Source organism: Vagococcus fluvialis (assembly GCF_003337315.1).
Classification (GTDB): Bacteria; Bacillota; Bacilli; order Lactobacillales; family Vagococcaceae; genus Vagococcus; species Vagococcus fluvialis.
The window spans coordinates 15212-32644 of the sequence record NZ_QPJV01000017.1 but is presented as its reverse complement, the minus strand read 5'-3'; the positions used below and the strand labels follow the sequence as shown (position 1 = coordinate 32644).

The window sequence follows — 17433 nt, the reverse complement described above, 5'->3', positions numbered from 1 at the left end:
AAGGATGAGATAGATGGTTAAACAAATTACTGTAATCGGTACTGACTCCACTCACTGTGTGGCATTTGCTAGATTACTCAGTCAAAAAAACATCAATAGTTGGCAAATAACACATGCTTTAAGAGATACAAGAAGCCAACTACCATTAAGTCAAGATAGATACCAGGCTATTGAAGAAGAGTTAAATCAACTATCTATTACTATTGTTGAAGAGTTAACACCTAGTTTAGTAAGCTCTACAGATGCGTTTATTATCGCTTCTGTGGATGCTTCACTACACTTAGATCAACTACGAAAAATAATTGGCTATAAAAAGCCAATTTTTATTGATAAACCAATTACTTACTCAAGTAAAGAATTGGAGAAAATAATTGTGTTGGTAAAAGAATATGATACACCGATAATGTCCAGTTCAAGTTTAAGATTTTCAGAATCTGTTTTAAAAGTAAAAGAAAAATTAGAGTTAAATCCAAATGAACAGATCGAGATAGCGTTAAAAGGTCCAATACCTATTGAAGCAGGAATTCCAGGTTTGTTTTGGTACGGAATTCATCTTGTTGAAACCTTGTTAACTCTATGTCCTGTTGATTTTAATGTAGAATATGTAGAAACTAATCAGAATGAAATGATTATTAACTGTTTTTATAACCAATTAGCTTGTGTTATTAAAGGTGATTTATCGGGAATAGGTGACTTTAGAGGAAAGATTTTAATGGGAGAAGAAGTTATTGAATTTAATCAAAATACAGACAAAGAACCATTATATGTTTATTTATTAGAAGAAATGATTCGCTTTTTTGAAACACTTAAAACACCAGTTAGTCTGAAAGAAACCAAAAGAGTGATTTCATTAGTGGAAAGAATTAACGACAAAGGAGGATGGTCTTAAGTGATAACTTATCGTCTAGTAAAAAAAGAAGATTGGCCAAGTATTATCAAACTAACTAATGATGTTTTTAAAGAAAAAATTCCAATGGAAGTTTCTTTTCCATTACTATTCAATGAGGCGAATACTTTTTCCTATGTGGCAATTTTAGATGAAAAAGTGATTGGCTTTATTGGTGTTGTACCAGAAGAATTATATCATCAAGGTGACATATTTTACGGTAGTCGAATTGGAGCAGTTTGTATTTCTGAGGATCATCAAGGTCAAGGAATAGGTCGCTCATTGTTTCGATTAATGAAAAAAGAATCTGATAATGATTTTTTATTAGTATCAGGTCAGGGAAAACTGTATTTACAAGAAGGTTGTGAGTTTTTTGGAGAATTTAATGAATTTATTATTCCTGAAAAAAATTCAAATCTGGTAATGAGAGAATATACAGGAGAAAGAGAAGAGCTAAAGGAAATTCATAAACTTAATATTAGTGGAGACACTTATTACATGAAAGGTTCAACTGAATTAAGTATTTTAATGAATGCTAAGGCTTTGGGTAATTTATGGGAAGGTGAAGAAAAACTACTTTTGATTTATGAAAATGAAATAATAGTTGGTTTTCTTTTAATAAGTACACGTCACGAGAATCAAAAAATAATTACCGAAGTATTGGAATATCATGGTCAGGAAGAGATTTTACTAAAAGCTTTTAGACAGTTAGCTGTTAGTGCAGAAGAATTAAGAGTAAGAGCTTATAATGAGAGCTTATTATCTAATATGTTAGAAGAAATATCTAAAAAGACACCTGTAAAAAATGCAGGAACTATATTAATCAATGAAGAAAAAGTAAGGGAGATTCCTATTCCTCATACATGGGATTTAGGTTTTTTATAGGGAGACATTATGGGGAAATTTAAACAAAATGCAAATGCAATGTATCAACATTTGATTGTTGGAATTGGTTTTATGATTCCTTTTGTTGTAACAGGAGGCATTGCAACAGCACTCTCATTTTTAAGTAGAGATGCATTTCAATTAGAGGTTTTAGCTGATTATTTTGAAAAAATTGGTAGCTTAGGCATGTTATTAATGTGGCCTTCTGTTGCAGGAGGAATGGCTTATTCTATAGCTAAAAAGCCAGGCTTAGTAGCAGGGTGTTTAGCAGGTTTTTTAGCAACTGAGATGAATACAGCTTTCTTTGGAGCAGCTATTGGAGGTTATCTAGCTGGATATAGTGTTCTTTTATTAGTTAATTATATGAAATTACCAGAAAACTTAACTGTTTTGAAAAATAATATTTTAATTCCAATCATTAGTAGCTGTGTGACAGTTTTTATTTTATTAGCAGTTGTGGGTAAACCTCTAATTTTATTTAATGAGATGTTTACCTCATTTTTAAATGGTATGAGTGACAAAAGTCCGATTTTACTTGGAGCAGTAATTGGTTTTATGATGATTATTGATTTAGCAGGTCCAATCGGAAAATCAGCTTATTTTTTTGGCGTAGCTACTTTAAGTGATTTAAGTATGGGGGAGACGAGTCCTGTAATGGCAGCTGTCATGATAGCTGGAATGGTACCACCTTTGTCTCTTGCTTTAGCTATGTTAATAGGTAAGAAATACTTTCCAAAAGAAGATGTCTCAGAAAGTTCTATGTTATGGGTTTTAGGAGCTACCTTTGTGACTGAAAGTGTTATCGCCTATACGGTAAAAGATTTATTTCGAATTTTACCAGGATTTGTATTAGGTTGTATGGTTGCAAGTAGTCTCTCAATGTATTTTAATTGTGGTCTTTCACTACCTCATGGAGGTGTGTTTGCCATGTTGATTCCAGGAGCTGTCTCTCATTTAGTGTTGTATATTGTAGCCCTAATAATCGGAATTATCCTTAGTACATTAGTTATTATTTTATTAAAAAAAGGAGCGAATAGAAGTGACAAAATTTAAAGCAGGAATTATTGGATGTGGAAATATTCATGAAATGCATGCCAATGCACTTGTAACATTAGATGCAGTGGATTTAGTAGCTGTTTGTGATATTAAAGAGGAGAAAGCTAAAATCGCTGCTGAAAAATACAGTGTGCCATTTTATTTAGATTATGAGGAAATGATAATTCGAGAAAAACTAGATGTAGTCCATATTTGTTTACCTCATTATTTACATGAAGAAGCAACTTTAGTAGCTGCCAAACATGGCGTGCATATATTAACAGAAAAGCCAATGTCAACTACAGTAGAATCTGCTGAAAGAATGGTTCAACAAACTAAAAAACATCAAGTTAAATTTGGCGTGATTTTCCAAAATCGCTACACAAACGGTGCTCAGTTATTAAAAAAGATGATTGAAACAGGTTCTCTTGGGAAAATTTTGGCAGGGAAATGTCAAGTTACTTGGTCAAGAGATGATGCTTACTATAGTAAGAGCGACTGGAAAGGAACTTGGGAAAAAGAGGGTGGTGGTGTGATTATTGATCAAGCTATCCACACATTAGACTTAATCAATTGGTTATTAAATCAAACACCTGAATTTGTGGAAGCTACAGTTAGAAACAGAGCTCATGAAAAAATTGAAGTAGAGGATTTTGCCGAAGGGATTATTAAATACAAAGAGGGAACAATTATTTCATTTTTAGCTAATAATTATTATTCATACGATGCGCCTGTTGAAGTAGAGTTTCATACAGAAGAAGCAGTTGTTAGAATTACAGGGGCTAAGTTGCAAGTAGAGTATTTTGACGAACGCCCAATGATAATCGAAGATATTCCAGAAGGAGACTATGAAGCAAGTGGTCATGCCAAAAAAACGTATTGGGGAACAGGTCATGTCATTCAAATTAGAGAATTTTATGATTATCTTTTAGGTGAGAAAGAATTTTTAGTTTCAGGAGAAGAAGCTTTAAAAATTCAAAAAATTGTTTCGGGAATTTATCAATCTTCAAAATTAAATAGACCTATTAATTTATAAGGAGGTGTATTGAGAGATGATTGAGGAAGAAATGCTTTATCAGAAAATGTGTGATTGGAGACATTATCTCCATCAGTACCCCGAAGTTTCTTATGAAGAGTACAAAACAAGTGAATGGTTACAAAAAAAAATAAGGGAATTCAGTGGGTTTGATATAATTAAAATTGGTGAAACAAGTTTTATCGCAACTATTTATGGAAAAAAAGAAGGCTCTAAAGACGTAATAGCCTTTCGAACAGATATAGACGCTTTACCAGTTAAAGAAGAAACAGGCCTGCCTTATGCGTCATTATCAGATGGAGTCATGCATGCTTGTGGCCATGATTTTCATATGCCCATGTTACTTGGTCTAGCTTCATGGTTAAGTGATAATCAAGACCAATTTTCAAATGCTATAAAGTTAGTCTTTCAAAGTGCTGAAGAAGTTCCACCAGGTGGAGCGAAAGAAATAGTTGCTTCAGGTTTTTTAGATGATGTTAGTCACATTTATGGGTTCCATGTTTTTCCAGGTCATCAGGTTGGCCACATTGGGATTGCAAGTGGACCTATTACAGCATCACAAGATATTATTGAACTAGAAATAAAAGGAAAAGGGAGTCACGGGGCAACCCCTGAACTTGGCGTAGATCCTATTTTAGTAGGTGCTGAAATAATCAGTAGTATTCATCATATCGTATCTCGAAATATTTCTGCTTTTGATTCGGCAGTTATTTCTTTTGGTGAGTTTCATGCAGGAGATATTTTTAATATTATTCCAGATAAAGCTGTGATAAGAGGGAATGTTCGCACAACAAATAAACAAGTTAGACAACTAATTGAAGAAAGAATTACTCAAGTTATCGAAGGTGTATGTTTAGCAAATAATGCAACTTTCAAACTAAATTATACAAAAGGATATGGGCCAGTAATTAATGATGAGTTTACGACTCAAATAGCTTATAATACAGTGAAAGAAAATTTAGATGAAAAATATATCTTTACGAATCCTCAAAAAATGGTAAGTGAAGATTTTTCAGAGTATGGCAAAAAAATACCAAGTTGTTTTATGATTCTAGGCGGTGGTTTAGCTGAAGATGGGTATGAGTATATGAATCATCATCCAAAATTTTATCTTGACGAAAGTTTGATGAAAAATGGTGTTTCTACTTATATTAATTTAGTAAAAAAACATAGTAAGTTGTAAAAAAAGAAAGTAGGGATTAGTTTGAGTCAATCAAAAGTAGCGCTAATAGTGGAAAAAATATATCAGTTATTAATGATCAATGTTTGTTTTTTTATAACAACATTACCTTTGATGATGGCTTTTATTATGTTAAAGCCCGAGATTTTCACAATTCCTATTTATTTTATTGTAGGTATTCCCTTAGGTCCATCATTGTTTTCGATTGTCTATTGTTTAAATAAAATAAGTGCTGAACATGAGATTCAAGTTTTTAAGGCATTTTTTTCTTACTGGAAACGCGTTTTTAAATTGAGTCTTATTTTAACTATGTTTTTAATGATGGTTATCAGTGTTGGTATAGTAGATCTACAATTTTTTTCAACGATATCTTTCTTACAATGGTTAAATCCAGTAATTATTTTATTAATAAGTTTAAGTATTATTATTTATAGTAACGCTTTATTTTTACATCAAAAAGAGAAGTCATCAGTCAAGGAATTAATAAAAATATCTATCTATGTGACTTTTAAAAATAGCATTATTAGTTTTGTTAATGGTCTATTACTAACAGTTTTAATCTTAGGGATGATTATTAAACCTGCTTTTGGCTTTTTAATTTTACCTAGCTTGTTAATAGCTGTTCTTTTATGGAATAGCCAAAAATTAGTTGAAATAAATAACAAATAAATGACATAAAAAAACGAATTCTTAAGGGAGTACTGGTTTCTTTCTTTAAGGGTTTGTTTTCTTATGCTTAAATTCTAAAATGTAAAGGTTTACATCGTAAATAAAGTTAGGAGGTTATTAAAATACCAAAATATAAAAGAACATGCTTTTTAAAAAAGAAAACAGTTTATTTTAATTATATCCGTTTACCAGTAACTTGTTTTTGTTGTTAGTCGAAAAAGAAAAAAGAAAGAGGTAGATAAAATGAAGAAATGGTTGGTTGGAAGTATTGTACTGAATTTTATGTTAGTTAGTTTGCCTGTAGTAACTGCTGAAGAAGTAACAAGTAATTCAACGATTGAATCTAGTATGATTGATGATTTACTACCAGAATTAACAGAGGAAAGTGAGATTCAAGAGTTTAATCCTAATGTAATGGCGGAAACTCAAGATGCGATGATAAGTGCTGAAAAGGAAAATGTTTTATCACAACAAAATGAACCGAAAATAATTGGAGGAACAGCCTATTTTTCGGATTATGGAATTGAAGATGATACTCAGCCTGCTGATGAAGCATTAGAAAAAATGATTCAAAATCCTAAAGTTACAAAAATAGTTTCTACCTCTAATTTATGGTTTAAAGAACGTCATACAATTACGCGTAATAATTTAGAAATTGATTTTGGAAACTATACAGTGAAGAATGGCGAAATGGCAGATGCGGCTAATAACGATCCTTTTGCTGCTGTTTTAATTTTTAAAGGAGATAATCAGGGGGAAAAGCAACAGGTGACGTTAAAAGAAGGGATGAAACTTTACCAAGAAATATTTGAAGTAGCTGATTCTTCAGAATTTGAGTTATATGATTATTACCGAGTACATGTCAACGCTAGACCAGGAAAAGTAGGGACAGTTGGTAAACAGGAAAAAGAAATTGACAAAATGATTATGGTAACTGAAATTATTGATAAAACTCATGTGAAATTTAATTACCGAATGGGATGGGAATTAGAAGCAGGACGTATCTTAACTTATGATAAAGTTGAGCCAGTCAGAAATGTAACTGTTAAAAATGCGAAGTATTACAATACAGGAAAAGGTGAGTTAGACTCAGCTAGTTTAGTGTCATTTGAATATGTAGTTGAAGGAAATGTATCAGATGTTGAGTCCTACCATACTTACTGGCCCGCTATTATGCGTCGTCATAATACTCACTACTATACAATCAGAACTAAACTCTACAATCCAATTGAAGTAGTTGTTGGCGGAACTGGTTATTTAACGCAACAAATTCATACACTTTATGGAACCGTTAAAGATAATCAAACAAGTGCGGCAAGGCATTTAAATGATTTTACTGGTTCAGCCTATAGTGTTGTTGAAAACAATCATGCCACAAATGATTATCACGGGGGATTTGTTACACACGGACAATTTGAACATGACTTAACATATATTAATAATACAGGGCTTCTTTCATTTGCTAACTCAGGTTTAACATGGGGAGAAAGCGCTCGAAGAATTACAGTTAAAAAACACTATGGTTCATGGGTAATTGCAAGAACAAAAATTACAGATCTAACGTTAGAAGATGTAGAAGTTCATGCTGAGGAATATTACCCAGATTCAGGTAAATTTTTAATTAATGCTGACGGAGCCCAATTGAAAGGTGTGACAGGAGACGGGGTTATCTTTACTCAAAGAAGTAATCGAAGTCGTAGACCTACCTCAATTGAAGGTTCTTCTTTTAAAAAAGCTGATATTGTGATTACGAAAGAAGGTCCTAATGCTGTTACATCAGTAATTTTATTAAAAGATTTCCCAGAAGAACCAACAGAGCCCACTGAATCAAGTTCAAGTGAAACAGACACAAGTAGTTCAACAGATGATTCATCAAATGATACAGGAACAACGAGTACAAGTAGTTCAACAGATGATTCATCAAGTGACACAGATACAACAAGTACAAGTAGTTCAACAGATGATTCATCAAATGATACAGGAACAACAAATACCAGTAGCAATGAAAAAATAAGTGAAAAGCAGTTGATTAATAAAACTAAAGTAAATCCAATTTATGTAGGAGATAAAATAATCAGAGGAATTACTATACCTAATACTTTGGTTTCTTATGGATCAACAGAAGTAAATCTAAAATCTGTTAAACAAGTGAAAGCAGATGTAAATGGTGCTTTTGAACTAGAGGTAAGTGATAAGCTAGAAAAGGGAGATGTTGTTGTATTAACTTTAGTTAATAAAAAGGTAACTGCAACTATTGAACAAACTGTTTTAGAAAAAGAAGTGGGAAACGGAAGTAGTCAAAATAATGGTAGCAATCAAGATAATAATCAATCAGGAAGTAATTACTCTAATAATGATTCAACTAATAATGGTAAATATTTACCAAAAACAGGTGAAACAATTAGCTTTTTAGCACCAGTGGGTTTAATTATTCTGTTAATTACTTGTGTGTTTGTTTTTAAACGTAGAAGAGTTGAATAAAAATAATGAAAAAGAATCTAAGTTTTAGGTTCTTTTTTTGGTGAATTGTTAATTATAATTAATTTAGTTAGATATATTTACTTTTCAGAGAAAGGTTTGTTAAGATATGAAATGAGGAAGTGATTTTAAGTGATTTTATCAAGTATTTCAAAAAAATTAAGAGCTTATCGAAAGAACAATAACTTAACAATTGCTCAAATGGCGGAACAAACTCAATTAAGTACGGCACTAATTAGTCAACTAGAAAGAGATTTAGCTAATCCAACATTGTCTGTTTTACAGATTTTAGCTAATACCTTAGGAATTTCAATAACTGAGTTACTTGCTGAAGATATCGAGGAAGAATCTTTAGTCTTACGAGCTTCTGATAGAGAAAAGAGTTTTTATAATGATAGTGATTTGAAAAGTTATCATTATATTTTGACACCAGAAGAGATGAAATCCAATCTTAGACTAGCTCTAGTTCATATTGAACCTAAGAGTGAAACCTTATCTGGAGAATTTTTTGTTCATAAAAATGATGAAATTGTCTTTATATTATCTGGAGACGTTACAACCATTTATGAGAATTCAGAGATTGTTTTACATAAAGGTGATACCCTAAGAATTCCGGGGAATAAGAAACATCGTTACTATAATAAATCAAAAAAAAGCGTTGAAATGTTAACCATTAAAACGAGTCGAAATTTTTAGTTAGGGGAAGAAAATGTCTGAAGAAACAATGAAAAAGTACCGTTACTTATTAATGTTAGGCCACATGTTTACGGATATTAATCAAGGAGCTTTACCAGCAATTATACCTTTTTTAATTGCCTCACAAGGACTTAGTTATGCCTCAGCAGCAAGTTTGGTTTTAGCAGCCAACTTAGTCTCATCATTTGTCCAACCCTTTATTGGTTACTTGGGAGATAAAAAATCTAGACCTTGGTTTATGAGTGTTGGGATTTTTCTTGCCGGTTTAGGAGTTGCTTTATTAGGTTTTAGTCCATCATTTTTTGTTAGTTGTTTACTTGCCTCTCTTTCAGGTATTGGTGTTGCGATGTTCCATCCAGAAGGTGGAAAAATAGCTAATTACGTCGCTGGAAGTAAAAAAGGGAGTGGCATGAGTATCTTTGCAGTTGGTGGTAATCTTGGTTTTGCAATAGGACCGATTATTACTTCGATTGCACTCTCAATTTGGGGAATTAAAGGGAGTATTGTGCTAATTATTCCAGCCACAATTATGTCTTTTGTTATGTTTTACTTTAATCAAAAATTAACAGATATATCAGTTGTTAAGAAAAGTAACCATGGATCTAGTGAAAATAAGGAAGTAGAAAAAGATGATTGGCTATCTTTCTCAAAAGTTGTCAGTTTAATATTCTGTCGCTCAATTCTTTTATACGCTTTGACAACGTTCATTCCATTATTCTTTATTAGTCAATTTTTAGTTTCTGAAGCAAGTGCGAATGGAAACTTAACTATTTATTCATTAGTAGGTGTTTTTGCTACTCTTTTTGGTGGTAGGCTAGCGGATTACTTTGGTTTAAATAGACTAATCAAATTTGGTTTTGCTATTTTAGCACCACTTATTTTCTTCTTTATTAATGGAAATCATTTAGGTTTAACTATGTTTTTAATTATTCCCATTAGTTTTGCTATGAACTGTACATATGGCTCACTAATTGCTTTAAGTCAATCCTTCGTTCCAAATCGAATTGGTTTAGCTTCAGGTATCTCACTTGGTCTTTCAGTTAGTATTGGTGGTTTATTAGCACCGATTATTGGTATCGTAGGAGATAAATACGGCTTAGGAGTAGCCATGTATATTATATTTGGCTTTGCAGTTTTAGGATTTTTATTAACTTTTATTATGCCAAAAGAATCAAAATAGAAAATAAAAAGAGTATCGCTTAATTAATTCAATTGAATGATTAGGTGATACTTTTTTACATGGTATAATCAACTTGAAAAGAAAATAAAGAGGAGACATACATGAGATTAATCATAGATGGAGATGGTTCTCCAGTTAAAAATGAAATTATCAAACTTGGTAAAGAATTTTCTTTACCAGTTGTTATCGTTACAAGCATTGACCACTTTACAACAAAAGACTATCCTGATTTTATTGAATTTATTTACGTGGATAAAGGTGCTGATGGAGCGGATTATCGTATTGTTAAAGAGATAAAAGAAGGGGACTTAATTTTTACTCAAGATTATGGACTAGCTTCTTTATTGCTAAGTAAAAATGTACGTATTTTCCATCACAATGGTAAAGAGTACTTAAAAGAAACAATAGATTCCTTACTTACTCAAAGATATATTGGTGCGCAAATGAGAAAAGCTGGCAAACGTACTAAAGGACCAAAAGCATTTACAAAAGAGGATCGTCTCTTTTTTAAAGAAACAATCAGAAAAATGATTAAATTTGAGGGAGAAAAATAAATGAATAACAACGACCGATTAACAAGACTACGCTATGCATTAGACATTAAGGATCAAGATATGATAGAAATTTTCCGTCTAGGAGGTGTTACCATCTCAAGAGAAAATTACTTAGCACTATTAAAAAAAATTGACGAGGACAATTATGAAACAGACTTAGAGGATGAAGTTTTTGAAAGGTTTTTAAATGGTATGATTATTTCTCAAAGAGGAGTTAAAGAGGGGGACAAACCTGTTTATGAGTTAAGACCAGGAAATGCTAATAATATCTTTTTAAAAAAATTAAAAATTGCTTTATCTTTAACAACTGATAAAATGTTAGAAATTTGGGCTGATGAAGGCATTACTATTTCTAAAAGTGAATTAAGTGCATTTCTGAGAAAAGAAGGTCATAAAAATTACAAAACATGTGGTGATAATTTTACCCGTAACTTTTTAAAAGGTTTAATGAAAGAATACAGATAAAAGAAGAGGAGTGAAAGAGATGACAATTTATCAATTTGAAGTGAAACAAATGGATGGAACCATGTTAAGTTTAGAAGAATACGAAGGAAAAGTTGTATTAATTGTTAACACTGCTAGTAAGTGCGGTTTTACAAAGCAATTTTCAGGTCTTGAAGAATTATATAGTAATAATAAAGAAGAAGGCTTTGTTATTTTAGGTTTTCCATGTAATCAATTTTTAGGCCAAGAACTTGGAACTGATGCAGAAACACTAGGATTTTGTCAGAAAAATTATGGTGTTACTTTTCCAATGTTTTCAAAAATTAAAGTTAGAGGTAAAGATAAGTCACCCTTATTTGAGTATTTAATTTCAGAATCAGATAACAAAAAAATTGAATGGAATTTTACTAAGTTTTTGATTAATAGAGAGGGAAAAGTTGTGGATCGTTTTTCTCCAAAAACAACTCCTGAAAGTATAGAGAAAAGTATCCTTGACTTACTTTCACATTCTTAGAAAAAAACAGTATAGAAAAAAAATATAATATTGTGAAAAAATAGTCATTTGAATTGAAAGGTAGCCAGTGCAAATAATTTGACTCATTATATAGTAGGAAATGTTTTTATGAATATTTTTTCTTAGTAATAGTGTATTTATATAGCATTTAAATAGTGATATATCAGTCTTTAATAATAAAATATTAAAAAAGTAGCTTTCTTACATGAAGAAGAAGCTACTTTTTTTATGATGATTTTTCCACTCTCACAAAGACAAAAATGTTTTTTGTATATTAAATATATGTTTAATAGTGTTTTGTGTGATGTTTAAAAATTAGTTTTTAATGAGAAAGTGAAAATAAATACTAATAATTAAAACACGAACGTTATATTAACAAGGTTTATAGGGTGTATAAATTTAGTTAATAGTGTCATTAAAATAAACAATTTGTTTCCGCTTACATTATAGCATAAAGTAAGGGTGTAGAAGGAAATAAATAAAGAGGTGAGGGGCAATGATAACAGTTTCAGTAGCGGGAGGATCTCAACCAGAGATTTTAGCACTCGTGAAACGGGTTAACGAAGAATACCCAAATGAAATTAGATTCGCAGTGTTTGATACAAATGAAAACATTGCAGATGAAGCAACATGGGATTACACATATTGTGAGAGCGAACAAGAAATGGCAGAAAAAGCTGTTGAGTATGTAGCTGAAGGAAAAGGCCAAATTTTACTAAAAGGAATTATTGCAACACGAACTGTTTTAAAAGAATTATTAAATAAAAGACATGGTCTTAAAACACAAAATGTTTTATCCCACGTTGCTTTAATTGATATGCCAGATAAAAACAGGTCATTTATTTTAACTGACTCAGCAATGAATATAACGCCAACAACTGAAGCAATGATTGAAATTGTAGAAAATGTTAAACAAGTAGCTAAAAAAACAGGTATTAACAAACCAAAAATTGCTTTACTAAGTTCAGCGGAAACATTTAATCCAAAAATGCCATCTTCTGTTTTAGCAACAGAAGTAACAGAACATTTTAAAGAAACAGATGACAGCATCATTTACGGGCCTATTTCTTTTGACTTAGCAACTTCAAAAGAAGCATGCGAACATAAACGTTACGAAGGTCCAATTATGGGAGATGCGGATGTATTGGTTGTTCCAACAATTGATACAGGAAACACTCTCTACAAAGCTTTAACTATTTTTGGAAACGCTACAGCAGGTGGAACACTTGTTGGAACGAAAATTCCAGTTGTTCTAACATCAAGAAGTGATTCTACTGAAAGTAAACTTCATTCATTGAAATTTGCTATTGAGCAGTTATAAAAGGAGCGAGTATATGGAAGCAATATTAGTTATTAATCCAGGTTCTACATCAACAAAAACAGCCATTTTCGCTGATCATAACCTAATTGCTGAAGAAACAATCAGACATACAGTTGATGAAATTTCTCAGTTTAGTGGTGTTATTGACCAAGCAGACTTTAGATACGATATCATTCTTTCTTTTGTTGAAGAACAAGGACTAAAGAATAATTTAGTAGCTGTCGTAGGACGCGGAGGTTTATTAAAACCAATCCCAGGTGGAACTTATAATGTAGGAAAAGAAATGCTACATGACCTTGAAACAGAAAAATTTAATACACATGCTTCAAACTTAGGTGGCATTTTAGCCAACAAGTTTTCTGAAAGCTTAAATATACCAGCATTCATCGTGGACCCAGTAGTGGTAGATGAAATGCAACCTTTAGCTCGTATTTCAGGGTTAAAAGGAATTGAAAGAAGAAGTGTTGGACACGCCTTAAATCAAAAGGCTGTTGCAAGAAAAGCTTCTGAAGAACTTGGTAAGTCTTATGAATCAAGTTCAGTGATTGTTGCCCATTTAGGTGGAGGTATCAGCGTTGGTGCTCACCAAAACGGGAAAATGATCGACGTGATTAATGGATTAGACGGCGAAGGGCCATATACACCAGAGCGAAGTGGTTCTTTACCTTTAATTGATTTTACTAAACTTGTTCTAGACGAAAAAATGGAAATGGGTGATGTGAAAAGATTAATTGCTGGAAATGCAGGGATGAAGTCATATCTTGGAGAAACAGATCTTCGTGAAGTTGAAAGACGCATGAACGAAGGTGACGAAGAAGCTAAATATTACTTAGATGGCATGAGCTATCAAGTAGCTAAAAGCATTGGTGAGTTAGCAGTTGTTCTTCAAGGAAAAGTTGATGCTATCTGTTTAACTGGTGGAGCTATCTATTCTAACTATACAGTTTCTAAAATCAGTGAGTTAGTTGATTGGATAGGAGAAGTTAAAGCATTCCCAGGAGAAATGGAAATGGAAGCATTGTATGACGGAGCTTACCGCGTGCTAAAAGGCGAGGAAGAAGCGTTAAATTATAGTGAAGTAGGAGTGAAATAAGGATGGCAGAACAAACAGATTTACTAATCTTAGGTGGCGGAACTGGAGGCTATATAGCCGCAATCCGTGCTGCTCAAAAAGGGTTAAATGTTACTGTAGTAGAAAAAAATAAAATTGGAGGAACTTGTTTACATAGTGGATGTATTCCTACAAAAGCTCTATTAAGAAGTGCAGAAGTATTTGACACAATTAAAAGTGCAGAAATGTTCGGTATTGAAACTGATAACAAACAAGTAGCAAACTTCAAAAAAATTCAAGAACGTAAACAATCAATCATCGACCAATTACATGGTGGAGTTCAAGGATTGATGAAGAAAAATAAAATTAAAGTTCTTGAAGGTGAAGGAGCTATCTTAGGCCCATCTATTTTCTCACCAGTATCAGGAGCAGTTGCTGTTACATTCAACGACAAGAGTAAAGAAGAAGAAATTATTGTTCCTAAAAATGTTATTATCTCAACTGGTTCAACACCAAGATCATTACCTAACTTACCATTAGATGAAGAAAACATTTTATCATCAGACGGTATGTTACAACTTGAAGAATTACCAAAATCAATCGTAATCGTTGGTGGAGGAGTTATTGGAGTTGAGTGGGCATCGTTATTAAATAGTTTAGGTGTTGAAGTAACAATCGTTGAATTCTTAGATCGTCTACTTATTAATGAAAGCTCTACCATTTCTCGTCAATTGAAGAAAAGCTTGGAAGCTAAAGGAATTAAAATTTTACTTAGCAGCAAAGTTGAATCAGCAGATATCAAAAAAGGTAAAGTTGATGTATCAATTGAAGGTCAAGATAAATTAACAGTTGATAAAGTAATGGTTGCCATTGGACGTACACCAAACGTTAATGGATTTGGACTTCAAAATACATCAGTTAAATATGGTGATAAAGGAATCGAAGTTAACGAATTCTACCAAACAACTGAAGATCATATCTACGCAATTGGTGACTGTATTGACACAATGCAATTAGCTCACGTAGCTATGAAAGAAGGCGAATTAGCTGTTGCTCATATGTTAGGTGAAACAATTGAACCTTTAAACTATACAAACGTACCTCGTGGTGTTTATACAAACCCTGAAGTAGCAAGTGTTGGATACGTGAAAGACAATGTTCCAGAAGGAAAAAAAGTTAAAGTTGGTACTTTTAACTTTACTGGAAACGGTAAAGCTTTAGTTTATGGTGCTAAAGAAGGATTTGTTGAAGTGATTCGTGATTTAGAAACAGATGATTTATTAGGTGTTTCAATTATTGGGCCTCACGCAACAGATTTAATTTCAGAAGCAAGCACATCAATCTATTTAGATGCAACACCACTTGAGATTGGGGAAGCAATTCACCCACATCCAACATTAACAGAAGTAATTCAAGAAGCTGCATTAGATACTTATGGCATTGCCATTCATAAATAATAGAAAGGTTGATTATAAATGAAAACGTTAAAAAAATCTGGATTAAGTAAAGAAGAAGTAGTTCAAGCATACCGTGAGGTTATTAGAGGACGTCGTTTAGATGAGCGTTTATGGCAATTAACAAGAATTGGTAAAACATCATTCAACATCTCAGGTCAGGGTGCAGAGGTAGCTCAAGTAGCTATGGCATTAGCATTTGATCATGAAAAAGATTATTTCTTACCATACTACCGTGATATGACAGCTTGTCTAGTATGGGGTATGACAAATAAAGATATTTTATTAGGTTCATTTGGTAAAGATGCTGACCCATCTTCTCATGGTCGTCAAATGCCTAACCATTATGGATCAAAAGAACATAATATCGTTTCATTTGCTTCAACAGTAAGTACTCAAATGCCTTTAGCTACAGGGGTTGCATACTCAGCTCAATTAGAAAAAGCTGACTTTGTTACATTAACAACTACTGGTGAAGGTTCTGCTAACCAAGGTGAAGTCCAAGAAGCAATGAACTTTGCTGGAGTTAAAAAATTACCTATGATCTTTGTTATTGAAAACAATGCTTATGCTATTTCAACTCCAATCGATGAGCAATATGCTAACGAAAAAATGTCAGATCGTGCTCATGGTTACGGATTTGAAGGAATTAGAGTAGATGGAAATGACTTTACAGAATGTTACTTAACATTTAAAAAAGCTGTTGAGGATGCTCGTAAAGGAAAAGGACCAAAACTTATTGAATTAATGGTTTCTCGTTTAACATCTCACTCAGCTGATGATGATCAAACAGTTTATCGTTCTAAAGAAGAAATTGAATCAATGAAAGAAAAAGACCCAATTGATGCAATGGAAAAACAATTAATTGATGAAGGTTACTTAACAAGAGAAGAAATGGATGCTATTGATGCTGAAATCCGTGCTCAAATCGATAAAGATACAGATGAAGCAGAAGCAATGCCAGATCCAACACCTGAATCATTATATGACGAAGTTTACGCTAAATAATTAAGAACTGATAATAGAGAGGATTGAATAATAATGGCAGAAATGACATATTTAGAGGCAATTAACTTAGGTATCTCTGAAGAGATGGCTCGCGATGAAAAAGTAGTAATCTTTGGTGAAGACGTTGGTGGAGATAAAGGTGGCGTTTTTGGTGTAACTAAAGGATTAGCTGCTAAATACGGTGATGATAGATGTTTCAACACACCATTAACTGAAGGACAAATTGGTGGTTTAGCAATTGGTCTTGGTTTAAGAGGATACCGTGCAATTGGTGAGTTCCAATTTGCTGACTATATTTTACCAGCAACAAACCAAATTTTATCAGAAGCACGTACAATGCGTTACCGTACTAAAGGTGACTGGACAGCGCCAATCGTATACCGTACGCCTTACGGTGGTGGAGTTCGTGGTGGATTATATCACTCTCAATCAACTGAAAAATTATTCATCGGACAACCAGGTTTACGTGTTGTAACACCATCTAATCCATATGATGCTAAAGGTATGATTAAAGCAGCTATTAGATCTGATGACCCAGTTATTTTCTATGAGCACAAACGCTTATACCGTTTATTAAAAGCTGAAGTTCCAAGTGAAGATTATGTTGTAGACATTACTAAAGCTAACGTTGTTCGTGAAGGTAGCGATATTACTGTAATTGGTTACGGTATGGTATTACAACATGCTTTAAACGCAGCAGAAAAATTAGCTGCTGAAGGAATTGATGCAGAAGTAGTTGATGTTCGTTCACTATATCCATTAGATAAAGAAACATTAGTTAATGCTGCTAAGAAAACTGGTAAAGTTTTATTAGTAACAGAAGACAACAAAGAAAGTACTGTTATTTCTGAAATTGCAGCAATGATTGCTGAAGAAGCTTTATTCGAATTAGATGCACCAATCAAACGTGTTGCAGGACCAGATGTTCCATCTATGGGTTATGCATTACCACTTGAAAGAGAATTCTTAGTTGACGAAGCAGAAGTTTTAGAAGCAATGAGAGAATTAGCAGAGTTTTAAAAAAGTTTGTAGGAGGACGAGA

Annotated in this window: 17 protein-coding genes; all 17 read left to right on the top strand. The window is 32.7% G+C overall.

The window, feature by feature from the left end:
- Nucleotides 1–13 precede the first annotated feature (13 nt).
- Nucleotides 14–889, top strand: a complete 876-nt coding sequence (locus DFR54_RS12480; protein ID WP_114290494.1) for a Gfo/Idh/MocA family oxidoreductase — start codon at nt 14–16, stop codon at nt 887–889.
- Nucleotides 890–1771, top strand: a complete 882-nt coding sequence (locus DFR54_RS12475) for a GNAT family N-acetyltransferase (RefSeq protein ID WP_114290493.1) — start codon at nt 890–892, stop codon at nt 1769–1771.
- Nucleotides 1772–1780: 9 nt separating this feature from the next.
- Nucleotides 1781–2824, top strand: coding sequence for a PTS fructose transporter subunit IIC (locus DFR54_RS12470; protein ID WP_114290492.1), 1044 nt, complete (start codon nt 1781–1783; stop codon nt 2822–2824).
- Nucleotides 2811–3842 carry a Gfo/Idh/MocA family protein gene (locus DFR54_RS12465; protein ID WP_114290491.1) on the top strand — a complete coding sequence of 344 codons (1032 nt, stop codon included), beginning with the start codon at nt 2811–2813 and terminating at the stop codon, nt 3840–3842. Before DFR54_RS12470 ends, DFR54_RS12465 begins: the two co-directional genes overlap by 14 nt.
- A 16-nt stretch (nt 3843–3858) precedes the next feature.
- Nucleotides 3859–5025, top strand: a complete 1167-nt coding sequence (locus DFR54_RS12460) for a M20 metallopeptidase family protein (RefSeq protein WP_114290490.1) — start codon at nt 3859–3861, stop codon at nt 5023–5025.
- A 21-nt stretch (nt 5026–5046) separates the two neighbouring features.
- A complete protein-coding gene (locus DFR54_RS12455) occupies nt 5047–5691 on the top strand; it encodes a DUF624 domain-containing protein (protein WP_114290489.1) in 645 nt (214 codons plus the stop codon).
- A 243-nt stretch (nt 5692–5934) separates the two neighbouring features.
- Nucleotides 5935–8172, top strand: coding sequence for an LPXTG cell wall anchor domain-containing protein (locus DFR54_RS12450; protein WP_114290488.1), 2238 nt, complete (start codon nt 5935–5937; stop codon nt 8170–8172).
- Between the two features lie 129 nt (nt 8173–8301).
- Nucleotides 8302–8865 (top strand): helix-turn-helix domain-containing protein, encoded by a 564-nt coding sequence (locus DFR54_RS12445; RefSeq protein ID WP_114290487.1) that lies wholly within the window; start codon nt 8302–8304, stop codon nt 8863–8865.
- Nucleotides 8866–8878: 13 nt separating this feature from the next.
- The gene (locus DFR54_RS12440) at nt 8879–10045 is read left to right on the top strand and encodes an MFS transporter (RefSeq protein ID WP_114290486.1); all 1167 of its coding nucleotides are present in this window, start codon (nt 8879–8881) and stop codon (nt 10043–10045) included.
- A gap of 101 nt (nt 10046–10146) precedes the next feature.
- On the top strand, nt 10147–10599 hold the full coding sequence (locus DFR54_RS12435) for a YaiI/YqxD family protein (protein WP_114290485.1): 453 nt from the start codon (nt 10147–10149) through the stop codon (nt 10597–10599).
- Nucleotides 10600–11064 carry a YehS family protein gene (locus DFR54_RS12430; protein ID WP_114290484.1) on the top strand — a complete coding sequence of 155 codons (465 nt, stop codon included), beginning with the start codon at nt 10600–10602 and terminating at the stop codon, nt 11062–11064. It abuts the gene before it with no gap.
- Between the two features lie 19 nt (nt 11065–11083).
- Entirely contained in the window at nt 11084–11557 is a 474-nt protein-coding gene (locus tag DFR54_RS12425; protein ID WP_114290483.1) for a glutathione peroxidase, read from the top strand.
- A 496-nt stretch (nt 11558–12053) separates the two neighbouring features.
- The gene (locus DFR54_RS12420; RefSeq protein WP_114290482.1) at nt 12054–12878 is read left to right on the top strand and encodes a phosphate acyltransferase; all 825 of its coding nucleotides are present in this window, start codon (nt 12054–12056) and stop codon (nt 12876–12878) included.
- A 13-nt stretch (nt 12879–12891) separates the two neighbouring features.
- Nucleotides 12892–13971 carry a butyrate kinase gene (gene buk / locus DFR54_RS12415; RefSeq protein ID WP_114290481.1) on the top strand — a complete coding sequence of 360 codons (1080 nt, stop codon included), beginning with the start codon at nt 12892–12894 and terminating at the stop codon, nt 13969–13971.
- A gap of 2 nt (nt 13972–13973) precedes the next feature.
- Nucleotides 13974–15386 carry a dihydrolipoyl dehydrogenase gene (lpdA, locus tag DFR54_RS12410; protein WP_114290480.1) on the top strand — a complete coding sequence of 471 codons (1413 nt, stop codon included), beginning with the start codon at nt 13974–13976 and terminating at the stop codon, nt 15384–15386.
- Between the two features lie 18 nt (nt 15387–15404).
- Nucleotides 15405–16391, top strand: coding sequence for a thiamine pyrophosphate-dependent dehydrogenase E1 component subunit alpha (locus DFR54_RS12405; protein ID WP_086343309.1), 987 nt, complete (start codon nt 15405–15407; stop codon nt 16389–16391).
- A 33-nt stretch (nt 16392–16424) separates the two neighbouring features.
- The gene (locus DFR54_RS12400; protein ID WP_086343310.1) at nt 16425–17411 is read left to right on the top strand and encodes an alpha-ketoacid dehydrogenase subunit beta; all 987 of its coding nucleotides are present in this window, start codon (nt 16425–16427) and stop codon (nt 17409–17411) included.
- Nucleotides 17412–17433: the final 22 nt, after the last annotated feature.